Source organism: Chryseobacterium pyrolae, from assembly GCF_025153485.1.
Taxonomy (GTDB): domain Bacteria; phylum Bacteroidota; class Bacteroidia; order Flavobacteriales; family Weeksellaceae; genus Chryseobacterium; species Chryseobacterium antibioticum.
This window is the reverse complement of the sequence record NZ_JANZQH010000004.1, coordinates 1-13,479: the sequence shown is the minus strand read 5'-3', so window position 1 is coordinate 13,479 and position 13,479 is coordinate 1. Positions and strand designations below refer to the sequence as shown.

At 36.9% G+C, this 13,479-nt stretch carries 14 protein-coding genes; 12 read left to right on the top strand and 2 right to left on the bottom strand.

Translation table 11 applies throughout. The features are described from left to right. The first annotated feature begins 19 nt into the window (after nucleotides 1-19). From nadB to NZD88_RS09725, 6 genes are all read left to right on the top strand, one after another. Nucleotides 20-1,591 (top strand): L-aspartate oxidase, encoded by a 1,572-nt coding sequence (gene nadB / locus NZD88_RS09750; RefSeq protein ID WP_259828978.1) that lies wholly within the window; start codon nucleotides 20-22, stop codon nucleotides 1,589-1,591. Between the two features lie 11 nt (nucleotides 1,592-1,602). Continuing rightward, nucleotides 1,603-2,463: a carboxylating nicotinate-nucleotide diphosphorylase gene (gene nadC / locus NZD88_RS09745; protein ID WP_259828977.1), complete on the top strand. Its 861-nt coding sequence runs from the start codon at nucleotides 1,603-1,605 to the stop codon at nucleotides 2,461-2,463. A 208-nt stretch (nucleotides 2,464-2,671) separates the two neighbouring features. Further along, nucleotides 2,672-5,251, top strand: a complete 2,580-nt coding sequence (locus NZD88_RS09740; RefSeq protein ID WP_259828976.1) for a TonB-dependent receptor — start codon at nucleotides 2,672-2,674, stop codon at nucleotides 5,249-5,251. 84 nt (nucleotides 5,252-5,335) lie between these two features. Next, a complete protein-coding gene (locus tag NZD88_RS09735) occupies nucleotides 5,336-5,776 on the top strand; it encodes a hypothetical protein (RefSeq protein WP_259828975.1) in 441 nt (146 codons plus the stop codon). A 74-nt stretch (nucleotides 5,777-5,850) separates the two neighbouring features. Then, nucleotides 5,851-6,843, top strand: coding sequence for an aspartate-semialdehyde dehydrogenase (locus NZD88_RS09730; protein WP_259828974.1), 993 nt, complete (start codon nucleotides 5,851-5,853; stop codon nucleotides 6,841-6,843). A 53-nt stretch (nucleotides 6,844-6,896) separates the two neighbouring features. Beyond that, nucleotides 6,897-7,898: a cation diffusion facilitator family transporter gene (locus NZD88_RS09725; protein WP_259828968.1), complete on the top strand. Its 1,002-nt coding sequence runs from the start codon at nucleotides 6,897-6,899 to the stop codon at nucleotides 7,896-7,898. A gap of 24 nt (nucleotides 7,899-7,922) precedes the next feature. Here the strand turns inward: NZD88_RS09725 and NZD88_RS09720 are convergent, their stop codons facing one another. Both NZD88_RS09720 and xrtF read right to left on the bottom strand, forming a co-directional pair. Further along, a complete protein-coding gene (locus tag NZD88_RS09720; protein WP_259828966.1) occupies nucleotides 7,923-8,351 on the bottom strand; it encodes an exosortase F system-associated membrane protein in 429 nt (142 codons plus the stop codon). After that, a complete protein-coding gene (gene xrtF, locus NZD88_RS09715) occupies nucleotides 8,338-8,868 on the bottom strand; it encodes an exosortase family protein XrtF (protein WP_259828965.1) in 531 nt (176 codons plus the stop codon). The genes NZD88_RS09720 and xrtF overlap by 14 nt, the downstream gene beginning before the upstream one ends. A gap of 249 nt (nucleotides 8,869-9,117) precedes the next feature. Here xrtF and NZD88_RS09710 point away from each other — a divergent pair, with 249 nt between their 5' ends. The 6 genes from NZD88_RS09710 to NZD88_RS09685 all read left to right on the top strand — a co-directional run bounded on the left by NZD88_RS09710 (nucleotide 9,118) and on the right by NZD88_RS09685 (nucleotide 13,336). Then, on the top strand, nucleotides 9,118-10,137 hold the full coding sequence (locus NZD88_RS09710; protein ID WP_259828963.1) for an aminoglycoside phosphotransferase family protein: 1,020 nt from the start codon (nucleotides 9,118-9,120) through the stop codon (nucleotides 10,135-10,137). A gap of 133 nt (nucleotides 10,138-10,270) precedes the next feature. After that, a complete protein-coding gene (locus NZD88_RS09705) occupies nucleotides 10,271-10,678 on the top strand; it encodes a RapZ C-terminal domain-containing protein (RefSeq protein WP_259828959.1) in 408 nt (135 codons plus the stop codon). Between the two features lie 90 nt (nucleotides 10,679-10,768). Next, nucleotides 10,769-11,482 (top strand): nucleotidyltransferase family protein, encoded by a 714-nt coding sequence (locus NZD88_RS09700; protein ID WP_259828957.1) that lies wholly within the window; start codon nucleotides 10,769-10,771, stop codon nucleotides 11,480-11,482. Between the two features lie 9 nt (nucleotides 11,483-11,491). Then, complete coding sequence (locus NZD88_RS09695) at nucleotides 11,492-12,244, top strand: LOG family protein (protein WP_259828956.1); 753 nt, start codon at nucleotides 11,492-11,494, stop codon at nucleotides 12,242-12,244. A gap of 58 nt (nucleotides 12,245-12,302) precedes the next feature. Beyond that, nucleotides 12,303-12,773 (top strand): DUF6702 family protein, encoded by a 471-nt coding sequence (locus tag NZD88_RS09690; protein ID WP_259828954.1) that lies wholly within the window; start codon nucleotides 12,303-12,305, stop codon nucleotides 12,771-12,773. 107 nt (nucleotides 12,774-12,880) lie between these two features. Beyond that, on the top strand, nucleotides 12,881-13,336 hold the full coding sequence (locus NZD88_RS09685) for a hypothetical protein (RefSeq protein ID WP_259828949.1): 456 nt from the start codon (nucleotides 12,881-12,883) through the stop codon (nucleotides 13,334-13,336). Nucleotides 13,337-13,479: the final 143 nt, after the last annotated feature.

Sequence of the window (13,479 nt, the reverse complement as noted above, 5' to 3'; positions counted from 1 at the left end):
TTGTACCTAAAGCAAGCATATGATAAAAGCGGATGTATTAGTAATTGGTTCCGGCATCTCGGGACTTTCCTATGCCATTAAAGTTTCTGAACAGTTCCCTGATGCGAAGATCATCATCGTTACAAAATCTGATGAAGACGAAAGCAACACCAAATATGCACAGGGCGGATTGGCCGTGGTCACCGACTTTAAAAATGATAATTTCGAAAAACATATCGAAGATACCATGCGTGCCGGAGACGGAGAAAACAAACGCGATGTCGTAGAAATGGTCGTAAAGGAAGCCCCGGCAAGATTCAACGAAATTGTAGAATGGGGTGCGAATTTCGACATGAAAAATGGCGAATTTGCCTTAGGAAGAGAAGGCGGCCACACAGAAAACAGGATCGTCCATCATAAAGACATTACAGGATTTGAGATCGAAAGAGCTTTATTGGAAACAGCCAACAGCAGCCCCAATATCGAGATTCTTGATCACCATTATGTCATTGATATCATTACCCAGCATCATGTTCCGGGAAAAGAGGTGAGCCAAGGCGACATCAACTGTTATGGAGCCTACATCCTTGATGAAAAATCAAAAAAGATTAAAAAAATCACTTCAAAAATAACACTGGCAGCTACCGGAGGGGCAGGACATGTTTATAAGAACACCACCAATCCTACCATTGCTACCGGAGACGGAATAGCTTTCGTAGCACGGGCAAAGGGTAAGGTTTCCAATATGCAGTACTATCAGTTTCATCCGACTGCATTGTACAGCAAAATCAATGGGATGCTTTTCCTTATTTCTGAAGCAGTAAGAGGAGATGGCGCCAAATTAAGAACCAAAAAGGGCGAAAAATTCATGCACAAATATGATGAGCGTGAAGAATTAGCCTCCAGGGATATTGTGGCCAGAGCTATTGATAACGAAATGAAAATTTCCGGAGACGAATATGCCGGCCTCGACTGCCGCGAGATGGATCACGAAAGATTCCTGGAACATTTCCCGAATATTTATAAAAAGTGCAGAGAAGAAGGCATTGATCCTTTTACCCAACTGATTCCTATAGTACCCGCATGCCATTATCTGATGGGCGGTATTGAAGTAGACCGTGACGGGCAGTCGTCTATCAGAAATCTTTTTGCTGTGGGAGAATGTACCAATTCAGGACTCCATGGCGCTAACAGACTTGCTTCCAATTCTTTACTTGAAGGATTAGTTTTTGGTCATAATGCCGCTATTAAAACTATCGCTTTACTCAAGGAAAACAATTTCAATTTTGAAGACCTGAAAGCCGTTCCGGAATGGAATGAAGAAGGAATGAAGATCATGGATGAAATGGTTATCGTAAGCTACCTCAGAAAACAATTACAGGAAATGATGAGTGATCTGGTGGGTATCGTAAGAAGTAACAAACGTTTGAATATGGCTCTGCAAAAACATCAGGAGATCGCAGCAGCCGTTGATGAAATTTACCACTACTCTATTCTCTCACCACAATTATCTGAATTAAGAAATTTGACAACCGTTGCTCATCTTATCATTACCCAGTCTATGGAAATGACAGAAAATAAAGGAGCATTTTATAATAAAGATTTAGCCTAAAAGCATTAATAATGAAAAGACCAAGCTACGCTACAGATAAAACATTAAAAACGTTTATCAAAAACGCCTTAGAAGAAGACATCCAGGATGGTGACCACTCTACCCTTTCCACCATTCCAAAAGATTTGGAGCAGAGTGCAAAACTTCTGGTAAAGCAAGACTGTATTTTGGCAGGTGTTGAGCTGGCGGAAATTATTTTTAAGACTTTTGACAAAGATTTAAAAGTGGAGATCTTCATTAAAGACGGAGATTCTGCTAAGGTACGAGATGTTGCTTTAATTGTAACCGGAAGTGCAAGATCTATTCTTTCTACAGAAAGGCTTGTCCTGAACTGTATGCAGAGAATGAGCGGAATTGCCACTCTTACCCACGACTGGGATTCCCGATTGGTAGGAACAAAAACAAAGCTTTTAGACACAAGAAAAACAACACCGAATTTCAGAGTATGTGAAAAATGGGCTGTCGCGATAGGTGGCGGAACCAATCACAGATATGGCCTATATGATATGATCATGCTGAAAGACAACCACATCGACTATAACGGAAGTATTACCAACGCTGTAAAAATGGCCAAAGACTACGTTAAAAAGAATAAGAAAAAGTTAAAGATTGAGGTCGAAACAAGAAATCTGGAAGAAGTAAAAGAAGCCATTAAGGCAAAAGTAGACAGAATCATGCTTGACAATATGAATGTAAATATGATGAAGCAGGCTGTAGACATGATCAACGGTTCGTGTGAGTCTGAAGCCTCAGGTGGAATTACCCGTGATATGTTAAAAGAAATTGCATCAACTGGCGTAACGTATATCTCTGCGGGAGCCCTTACCCACTCAGCTGAAAATATTGATTTGAGTCTCAAAGCCGTGAAATAGCGTTATATTTTTAATAAAAACAGCCCCTGTTTATTAAAAACTCAATAATATGATTTTTTTCATATTAAAATTCAAATTTTATACACCGCACTGATTATCAACAATATACCATTATTAAGATTGAGTAAAAATTAACATACAGTTAATATTAGTTAAATTTTATTTCGCGAATTTTGCAGAAAATTAAATCTAACTATTACTAACGATTATGAAATTAATCAACAAATCGATGCTATCTGCGGTTATTACCTTATCTACAGCTAGCGTTTATTATGCTCAACAGGTTCAGGATACAGTGAAAACTAAGTCCAATGACATTGAACAAGTTGTATTAACTGGTGTTGCCGATATCGCCAAAGATAGAAAAACACCGGTAGCAGTTTCAACAATTAAAGAAGCACAGATTGTTGAAAGATTAGGAAATCAAGAATTTCCTGAGATCTTAAATACGACTCCGTCTGTTTATGCTACTAAAGGCGGTGGAGGTTTTGGAGACTCTAAATTGAATATTAGAGGATTCAGCCAAAATAACATTGCTGTAATGGTAAATGGTATGCCTGTCAATGATATGGAAGGAGGATCTGTTTATTGGTCTAACTGGGCTGGGCTATCTGATGTTACTTCTGCAATGCAGGTTCAGAGAGGTCTTGGTTCTTCTAAATTAGCTATTGCTTCTGTAGGAGGTACAGTAAATATCATAACCAGAGCTGCTGATAAAAAGCAAGGTGGTATAGTTTCTTTAGGTTTAGGAAACGATGATTATTTAAAGACTCTTTTCGCTTATAATACAGGAAAATCTGCTAAAGGATGGTCTTCTTCATTCTTGATGAGTAGAACTGCAGGTTCTATGTACGCAGATGGAACTAAGTTTGAAGGATACAACTATTATTTTGCTGTAGGATATAAAAAGCCAGGAGGCAATCATGATTTCCAGTTTACAATCACAGGCGCTCCACAATGGCACAACCAAAGATCATTTGCTATTCCAATTGCCAATTATATCACATATAATCCCGATAATGACGGAACACCAAACAGAAGATATAATTCTGATTGGGGATACCTTAAAGGTGAAGAGTATTCTGCAAGAGTAAACTATTACCACAAACCAGTAATGTCATTGAACTGGGATTGGGCCATGAGCGAAAACTCAAAACTTAATACAGTATTGTATGGTTCTTTTGGTAGAGGTGGAGGAACAAACACCACTGGTAGTGCCAACGGAAAAAGTTTATCAACTTTCAGAGATCCTGTAACTGGACTATATAATTTTGATGCAGTGTATGCAGCTAACCAGGCATCAACACCTGACAAAGGGGTATTGATCAGAAATGCTTCAATCAATTCACATAACTGGTTTGGATTAATTTCTAGCTTCAATCACAAGATCAATGATAACATGAAGTTCACTACTGGGATTGATGCAAGATACTATTATGGATACCACTATCAGGTAGTGACTGATCTATTAGGAGGCAGCGGATACCTTGATAAAGCCAATAAAAACATCCCACCTAATTTAGTGACAGCTGTTTCTAAGCCAGAAGCTTCATGGAATCCATTTGGAGGAAAAATTGACGATTTAAATAATAGAATCGGTTATAGCAATGATGGTGAAGTACTTTGGTATGGTGCATTCGGACAATTTGAATATACAAACGATAAAATTTCAGCATTCCTTCAAGGTTCCGTTTCTAACCAAGGTTTCCAAAGAATCGATAACTTTATCATAGATGGAGTAACTACTTCTAAGAGAGGTGAAATCATGAATACCAAAACTGGATTCAAAAACCTATTTGGATACAATGTTAAAGCTGGTATTAACTATAACATCGATGAAAAACACAATATTTTCGGAAATGTGGGGTACTACGAAAAACAACCGTTCTTCAATGCGGTATATAGAAGTAATGAAAATGTTGTTTCTCCAGACCTTACCAATGAAAAAATATTTGGTGCAGAACTAGGATACGGATTCAGAACAGCACAGTTCAATGCTAATGTTAACTTATACAGAACAACTTGGGACGATAGATACCTGAGAAGATCAAGCTTAAGAGATGTTTCTACAAACAAAACTTTCTATGCTGAGATCACTGGGTTGAATGAAGTACACATGGGAGTTGAAGTAGATGCTAACTATACCTTAAATAAATTCTTCTCAGCCTTCGGTATGTTCTCTTATGGAGATTGGTACTACAGAGGAAATGCTACAGCAACTTTATTTGAAGATACAACCAATTTACCATTCAACTTCCCAGGAACGTCAAGCAATGAAACTCAATTGTATCTAGATAAAGCTAAAGTAGGAGAAGCAGCTCAAATGACTGCAGCATTAGGATTTACTGTAAGACCAGTTACAAATCTTAGTTTCGATACTACTTGGAGAAGTACTAGCAACCTTTATGCGAGCTTAGATGCTTATAACTTCAGTGTGAAGTCTACCGCAGAAAGAGGAACTTTAAAACTTCCAAACTATAACTTATTTGACCTTGGTATTTCTTACAGAATTAATCTAAATAATAAGCAACAGTATTTTACTATTAGAGGTAACGTTTATAACTTGTTCGACACAACTTATATCGCAGAATCTAACACAAGTACTCAGATTAAGCAATTATCTGATTTTGCAACAAGTACTACAGGTGGGGTAACTACAACTGCACAACAGAAGTATGATGCCTATATCAACAATCCAAAAAATTTCTACAAAGGATTAGATGCATCTAACCAGGTATTCTTCGGATTCGGAAGAACATGGGCAGCAACATTGTCATTCAACTTCTAATAAGATCACTATATTAGATTTTATAAATATCTATCCCGGCTTTTCGCCGGGATTTTTGTTATATTTGTGTACAAAAAATTGAATATGGATTTTTACAAGATTTTTCTTAGTGCACACAAAGGATTCGGTTATCTTGAACTTCTTTTGGTGTCGTTATTTATTATTGCCCTTCTAGCCACAATGTTTGGTTTCAGTGGTAAAGTGAACAAATTTTTAAAGAAGACGACCCTCTTCACCATGATTTTCTTTCATGTTCAGTTTCTGATAGGAATATGTTTATTATTCATATTTTCTCCAGGTTTCAAAGCGGCATTGGACGCTGGAACATTAATGAAAGATCCTTATAGCAGACAGACATTTGTAGAACATCCATTTTCTATGTTGGTCGCTGCCGTATTGATGACCATCATCAATAAAAAAGTAAAGTCTAATGACACTATTTCTTTAGGAATCGTGATTATGGGTCTTATCGCAGCAGGTTTATTTGCATTCGCGTTCCCTTGGATGAGAGTCTTTGGGGCTTAAAAATAAAATAATAAGTGATCAATCACGAGTTGATAACTTTGTAATCGTTTAACCTTAAATTTTTAATTAAATCAATGAAAGTAGCTGTAGTCGGTTCAACAGGAATGGTTGGACAAGTTATGCTTAAAGTTTTGGAGGAGAGAAACTTCCCTGTAACAGAATTAATTCCGGTGGCATCCGAAAGGTCTGTAGGTAAGAAGGTGAAGTATAAACAGAAAGAATTTACCATTGTAAGCATGAAAGACGCTATAGCTGCCAAACCGGATATTGCTATTTTTTCTGCCGGAGGAGATACTTCTCTTGAATTTGCCCCTCTTTTTGCAGAAGCAGGCACCACCGTGATTGATAATTCTTCGGCATGGAGAATGGATCCTACCAAAAAACTGGTTGTTCCGGAGATCAATGCCCATGTTTTAACTAAAGAAGATAAGATCATTGCCAATCCGAACTGCTCTACCATTCAGTTAGTAATGGTTTTGGGGCCATTGAATAAAAAATATGACCTGAAAAGAGTGGTCGTTTCTACGTACCAGTCTGTAACAGGAACAGGAAAAGCTGCCGTGGATCAGCTCAATGCTGAAATAAGCGGAGATGACAGCGTTGCCAAAGTATATCCTTATCAGATCTTCAAAAATGCTCTTCCTCACTGTGATGTATTCAGTGATGATGACTATACTAAAGAAGAGATCAAATTAATGAAAGAACCTAAGAAAATTTTAGGGGATGATACATTCAATCTTACCGCAACTGCAGTGAGAGTTCCCGTTCAGGGAGGACACTCAGAAAGTGTGAATATTGAATTTGAAAATGAGTTTGACCTTGATGAAGTAAGAAGGATCTTATCTGAAACACCAGGTGTAGTGGTTATGGACAATGTGAAAAACAACGAATATCCAATGCCGCTGTACTCCGAAGGTAAAGACGACGTTTTTGTCGGCAGAATAAGACGGGATCTCTCACAGCCCAAAACGCTGAATCTCTGGATCGTAGCAGATAACCTGCGAAAAGGAGCAGCAACGAACGCTGTACAGATTGCAGAATACTTAGCAGCCAACAACTTAGTTTAAACTAACAAAATAAAAAAGAGTCTCAAAATTGAGATTCTTTTTTTTATCAAACTATGGAAAATAAAAAAACCATCACCAGCAAAGACAAAATAGGATTCCAAAAGCTTATTGCCGTTTTCGGAGTCATTTTATTCATAGGAAAAATTATCGCATGGAAGCTTACCAATTCCGATGCTGTATTCTCCGATGCCATGGAAAGTGTCGTAAATGTCATCAGTGCATTTATGGGATTGTACTCCCTTCATCTTGCTTCAAAACCTAAAGACGAAGACCATCCTTACGGCCACGGAAAAGTAGAATTTGTAACATCCGGTATTGAAGGAGCCTTAATCGCCATTGCGGGCATCATGATCATCTATGAAGGCATCAACAGCCTGGTCGTAGGAAAAACACTGGCCAAGCTTGACCTGGGAATATGGATCATTGCGGCAACCGCGATCGTCAATTATCTTTTAGGATATATCTCCATTAAAAAAGGTCAGTCTGAAAACTCCCTGGTTCTGGTTTCATCCGGAAAACATCTTCAGTCCGATACCATCACAACGTTAGGCGTGGTGATCAGTTTGGTGGTCGTTTACTTTACAAAAATCTATTGGCTGGATTCTGTTGTAGCCCTTATTTTTGGGTTCTATATCATCTATGTTGGGTATAAGATTGTTAGAAAATCTTTAAGTGGAATTATGGATGAGCAGGATCCGGACCTTCTTAATCAAATCATCAAAGTGCTGGAAGAAAACAGAAGAATAGAATGGATAGACGTTCACAATATGAAAATCCAGCAGTTCGGAGCCAATCTCCATATTGACGCCCATATTACCTTACCTTGGTACTACAGCCTTCGTGAAGCGCACAATGAAATGGAAAAAATGATTATTCTTTTAGCTAAAAACACGAAAAGAAGCGTAGAATTCAACTTCCATATGGACGATTGCAAAACAGTTTCATGCCCTGTCTGCCAGATCAAAGACTGCCCTGTCCGTGAAAAAGATTTTGTTAAAAGAGTACAGTGGACCCCTGAAAATGTAACAAGCGTAGATAAACATACTATAGATTAATCAACAGATCAATCGCCAGTTCGATTATTTGCCTTTTTGCTTTCTATAATAAAACATCGGGACAATCAGAAGGAGTGCTAGCGGCTGGATCACAAACCTTCTCATATAAAAGGAAAAAAGATATCCTATATCAAACCGGTCATAGATGCAGTAAAGATAAATCGGGAAAGTAATCACAAAGATAATCGTGATCAGTAATGCTCCCTGTATCGTCCACTGTTTGTTTTTAAAAAGAGATTGAATGATCAGGCACGAAAATAAAAGATTAAGAATAAATCTGAAAAAATGTCCAATAATTAATTTTCCCCATTCAAACTGGGGGAATTCAATATTTTTATTGGCTTCGTGAAAATACCCCAAAAAAGGATCATAGAAAATTTTGTCCTCAAGCACACGTATACTTATAAGACCGCAAATTCCTGCTATGACCAGAAGCCAGTTAAGAATTTTCATTTTTTAAAGCAAAGAATTTGATCCATACCAACCAAAGAACCACTACAGTTCCGTAAATAACTGCCGGAAAAATAAAATCATGGAATATTTTTCCGTAATCCTTATAATCCGACATCACAATATTCAGCCCCACGATTCGGAGAAGATTCATTATGTAAAGCAAAACAAGCCCAGCCAAAGCAAAAATATACGTTTTGGTTCCTTTATAGAATGCAAATACAAATGCTACGAACAGGATCATAACGGAAATGGCATTGCAGCCTTCCACCATTCTTGTCACATAGTTTTTCTTTACATAGAACCAGATCTGTTCATTTTTTACATCATCATAAAGCAACGTAGGAAATCCCGAAACCTTCTGAATGGAGGCAACCTGATCAGCAATTATTCGTGAAAAGGGATCCAGCCCTCCCGCTTTACTGGCATTCAAATAAAACTGGTACCCAAAAAGCAGCACCAGATAGATGACGATGAACCTCAGCAAAATGTTTAAAACTGGTTTAAAATCCTTTAGCATGATGCAAAGATAAAAATTAGACTGAAACTTAGGTTAATAAATATTTGATTTCAGATTTCAGACGTCAGATTTCAGATTTTAGATTTTAGATTTAAAATTATACATTATAAAAATTTATTCTGCATCAACTTTCAACCAGCACAACTTCTAAACCATACCACCCTCTTATCTCTAAAACTCTAATACCCTCAAACCTTCCTACCCCAACACTCGAAACTCCCATTAAATTAGTATATTTGTTTCCATATTATGACTTCCGAAAACACAAAATATTTTTTTGAAAAGTATCTGGGCAAACCATCTTCCGAGTTCGTTACACTGGCTCAAAGCGGTTCTGCGAGGGTAAATTTCCTGGCTCAATCAGGTACCCAAAAATACATTGTCACCCGCAATGAAAATATTCCGGAAAACGAAAGTTTCATCTATTATTCTGAAATCTTTTCTAAACTGGGACTCAACACTCCTGCTATTTTTGCCATTTCAGATGACAGGAAAATCTATGTACAGGAATTTCTTGGCGAGCAGACCCTTTCCGACATCATTACAAAGGAAGGACTTTCTCCTCACGTAAAAGCATTGGTAAAACAAATCCTGGAAAAGCTTTTCCAGCTTCAGATCAGCACTCAGGGAAAAATTGATTTCTCAAAAACTTTTGAATATGAAAGGTATGATGAACTTCCCGTAATCCACGATCTGTACTACTTTAAAAACTTTGTAGCAGACGTTCTTGAACTGGAATACCGTAAATCTACACTGCTAAAAGAATTTAAACAGATTGCTACCCATATTGAAAGCCTGGGTCCAAAAGGAATCATGATCCGTGATTTTCAGGCCAGAAATATGATGGTCAACGAAGAAAGTAAAGTTTCGTTTATCGACTACCAGTCTGCTATGGAAGGACCACTGATGTATGATGTGATCTCTTTTCTATTTCAGGCTAAAGCTGACTTTCCTGAAGATTTCAAAAATGAAATGCTCGGCTATTACATCGGACAGTTTGAAAATGAAGAAGTTAAAATTCAACTAGAAAACTCGGTAAAACCAATCCAAATGATGAGATTCCTGCAGGTATTGGGAGCTTATGGTTTTAGAGGATTGATCCAAAGGAAACATCATTTTATGGAAAGTCTGGAAAAAGGTATTCAAAATATTACACAGTTTGCAGCATTCTGGGAACAGATGAAAGATTACCCTGAGCTGAAAAAAGTAATTGAGCAGCTAACTTCGGAAGAAGTAAAATTAAAAATTAATACCATTTTAAACAGCTAACTCCAGATTCCATTTGGAGCCTGTGATACATATAAACAGATAGTATTAGAAATGTCAGCCTGAGCGAAGTCGAAGGCTTTGATATCAATAAAAAAATAAAAAAACCTTAATGGTTCAAATAAAATAAAGAAGAATGCTACACATCGACATACACAGTTTTTCGTACAAAAAAGGAGGAATCCCTAAGGATAACTCAGGAAACGGCGGAGGTTTTACCTTCGACTGCAGAGGAATTTTAAATCCCGGAAGAATTGAAGAATATAAAATCCAGACAGGAAATGACATCGGAGTTCAGGAATATCTTGAAACAAAAACAGAAATGCCTAAGTTCCTGGAACTGGTAAAATCTATCATTTCTATCAATATAGACAACTATCTGGAAAGAGGTTTTGAAGACCTGCAGATCAGTTTCGGATGTACAGGAGGACAACACAGGTCTGTATATTCTGCCATAAAGATCGCTGAATTCATCAAGGAAAAATATCCTGAGGGCATAGAAATAAGCCTTCACCACGACGAGCAGCACCAATTGAATGCATAAATGATTACCCTATTTAAACATCAGTTATCACCTATCACTTGCTCGTTTTTGATCATTCATCAATTATCATTCATCCATTATAAATAAAAAATGAAAGCTTTAATTTTCGCTGCCGGAAAAGGCACAAGGCTAAAACCTTTTACGGATCATCATCCAAAAGCACTGGCCAAGGTAAACGGCGTGCCCCTTTTGGAAAGAAATATCAATTATCTTAAAAGCTTTGGAATAAAAGATTTTGTGATCAATATCCATCATTTTGGAAATCAGATTGTTGAATTTTTGAATAAAAACAGTAATTTCGGATGCAACATTGAAATCTCAGATGAGACCAATGAACTGCTGGAAACCGGTGGCGGCTTGATTTTTGCAAGAAGATTCCTCGATCACGGGGAAGATTTTCTGATCATGAACGCTGATATTTTAACAGAGATCAATATCAATGCTTTCGTTGAATACCACAAAAAGATAAAAGATTTTGCTACTTTAGCGGTTTCCGATAGAGATAGTTCAAGAAAATTGCTTTTCAACGACGATATGGTTTTGAGAGGTTGGCTTAATGTACAGTCGGGGGAACAGAGGCTTGCAGAATTTAATAAAGGCTTTAAGGCTCTTGCTTTCAGTGGCGTTCACTGTATCAACCCTGCTATCTTTGAAAAAATAAAGAGAACCGGCAAGTTTTCTGTTATGGAGGAATATCTGGACCTGATGCAGACAGAACATATCCACGGATTTGTACATGACAGCATCCTGATCGATGTTGGAAGACCAGAATCCGTAATAGAAGCCGAAAAACATTTTAAATAATTTTTTGCAATGGAAATGGATGGAACAAGGGATGAAAGTTTAGTAAATCCGACACTTGATATTAACGAAACAAAACTTCACAATAGTCTCAGACAGAAAACCTGGGACGAAACCATTACCAAGGACAGCTGGATGGTTTTCAAAGTTATGGCTGAATTTGTAGATGGCTACGAAAAGCTGGCTAAAATCGGCCCATGTGTGTCTATATTCGGCTCTGCAAGGCTAAAACCTGAAAGCAAATATTATGAAATGGCCGTGGAAATTGCTGAAAAGATCACTAAACTTGGCTTTGGAATCATTACCGGAGGCGGGCCAGGGATCATGGAAGCAGGAAATAAGGGTGCTTTTAATGCCCAGGGAAGATCCATCGGACTTAATATTGATTTGCCGTTTGAACAGCATTTTAATCCGTATATTAATAAATCTTATTCTATGAACTTCGATTACTTTTTTGTAAGAAAAGTAATGTTTGTAAAATATTCTCAGGGTTTCGTCGTTATGCCGGGAGGTTTCGGTACTTTAGACGAGCTTACAGAAGCAATGACCCTCATCCAGACCAATAAAATCGGTAAATTTCCGATCGTTCTTGTAGGAAGTGAATTCTGGGGAGGATTGCTGGATTGGTTCAAGGCAACCCTGCTAAAAGAAGGGATGATTGCTGAAGATGATCTGGATTTATACAGAGTGGTAGACACGGCTGATGAGGCGGTAGCCCACATCAAAGCATTTTACGATAAGTATTCTGTGAATGTAAATTTTTAATTGGCATATTATTTGTGACCTATAATTAGCAAGTATGATTGTAAATCTATTAATTAAGATGAAAAAACTTTTATATATATCAGGAATTTTAACATTTTTTGTGTTAATGAGTTTTATGTATGTAGACTTTTTCTCTTCAATGACAAAAGTGGATTATATAGATGGAAGTAAAACATTGAAGTTTACCACAAAAATGAATACAGAACATATTTCTGATGCTATTAAAATCAATCCTAATACAGCAGGATTTGAAGCAGAGGTTAAAAAATATGTGAACAATAATTTTGATGTGTATATCAATGGTTCTCCGAAAACTATAACATTCACCGGAAGTCAGGTAAGCGGAGAAACGGTATGGGTATATTTTGAGACCGGCGGCGTGCCGGACATTAGTACCATGAAGGTTAAAAATACGATCCTTTTAAGTGCTTTTCCTAAGCAACTCAATATTGTCAGTGTTTCTTACAAAGGAAGCCAGAAAGTAATGAATTTCCAGCGGGGAAAGGAAGTGAATGAGGTCTCTTTCTAATCAGAATAATTTAAAAAATATAAACCACTGCAGATGCGGTGGTTTTTTTATACAAAATTTCTAAATAAATTATTTACTTTATCACCAGCTAATAAAATAATCATGTAATGAACGGAAAAATAGTAATGTCAATAATAATGATTGGCTCTATAAGCTGGATCATCTATTTTTTAAAGTATAAAGCTATAAGTCCACCGACTGCAATACTACTTAAAAATGCCAAATATACCATAGGAGAAATCACTTCTGATTATTATGGGGATAGAGCACGTAAAAAGGGAAATGATTTTAGATTCAAGTATGAGAAAGGATTCATTAGAGATGCCCATCAGGACGGAGAGTTTATCAATGGACGAAAGTATCTTGTCGTATATGACTCTGTTAATATTAGAAATGGGTATTTGATATTAGATAAATTTGATATTACAGATTCTTTGAATAAATATCACATCTATAAAAATTATGACTATTATGATGTTGGATGGTCATTATCTAAAATACCTTTTAAATACGATAAAAGTGATATTGAACATGAAGTGAAAATGAATCTCAGAAGTGAATAGCTTTATATTCAGAAAACCAATTTGTTAATCTGAATTAGGTGGTTGCAAGCTGAAAAAAGACAGAACTTATCCTTGTCAAGGTTTTGAACCTTGACATTCTATGTTAATTAGCAAATTTTATAAGTTAAAATATTTATATTTTT

What these genes read in the sequence shown, in the direction of transcription:
- nadB (WP_259828978.1), top strand. Translation starts at nt 20, where the DNA reads ATGATAAAAGCGGATGTATTAGTAATTGGTTCCGGCATCTCGGGACTT.
- NZD88_RS09700 (WP_259828957.1), top strand. Translation starts at nt 10,769, where the DNA reads ATGAAAGCTTTAATTTTCGCTGCCGGAAAAGGCACAAGGCTAAAACCT.
- NZD88_RS09725 (WP_259828968.1), top strand. Translation starts at nt 6,897, where the DNA reads ATGGAAAATAAAAAAACCATCACCAGCAAAGACAAAATAGGATTCCAA.
- NZD88_RS09705 (WP_259828959.1), top strand. Translation starts at nt 10,271, where the DNA reads ATGCTACACATCGACATACACAGTTTTTCGTACAAAAAAGGAGGAATC.
- NZD88_RS09740 (WP_259828976.1), top strand. Translation starts at nt 2,672, where the DNA reads ATGAAATTAATCAACAAATCGATGCTATCTGCGGTTATTACCTTATCT.
- xrtF (WP_259828965.1), bottom strand. Translation starts at nt 8,868, where the DNA reads ATGCTAAAGGATTTTAAACCAGTTTTAAACATTTTGCTGAGGTTCATC.
- NZD88_RS09730 (WP_259828974.1), top strand. Translation starts at nt 5,851, where the DNA reads ATGAAAGTAGCTGTAGTCGGTTCAACAGGAATGGTTGGACAAGTTATG.
- NZD88_RS09695 (WP_259828956.1), top strand. Translation starts at nt 11,492, where the DNA reads ATGGAAATGGATGGAACAAGGGATGAAAGTTTAGTAAATCCGACACTT.
- nadC (WP_259828977.1), top strand. Translation starts at nt 1,603, where the DNA reads ATGAAAAGACCAAGCTACGCTACAGATAAAACATTAAAAACGTTTATC.
- NZD88_RS09735 (WP_259828975.1), top strand. Translation starts at nt 5,336, where the DNA reads ATGGATTTTTACAAGATTTTTCTTAGTGCACACAAAGGATTCGGTTAT.
- NZD88_RS09720 (WP_259828966.1), bottom strand. Translation starts at nt 8,351, where the DNA reads ATGAAAATTCTTAACTGGCTTCTGGTCATAGCAGGAATTTGCGGTCTT.
- NZD88_RS09710 (WP_259828963.1), top strand. Translation starts at nt 9,118, where the DNA reads ATGACTTCCGAAAACACAAAATATTTTTTTGAAAAGTATCTGGGCAAA.
- NZD88_RS09685 (WP_259828949.1), top strand. Translation starts at nt 12,881, where the DNA reads ATGAACGGAAAAATAGTAATGTCAATAATAATGATTGGCTCTATAAGC.
- NZD88_RS09690 (WP_259828954.1), top strand. Translation starts at nt 12,303, where the DNA reads ATGAAAAAACTTTTATATATATCAGGAATTTTAACATTTTTTGTGTTA.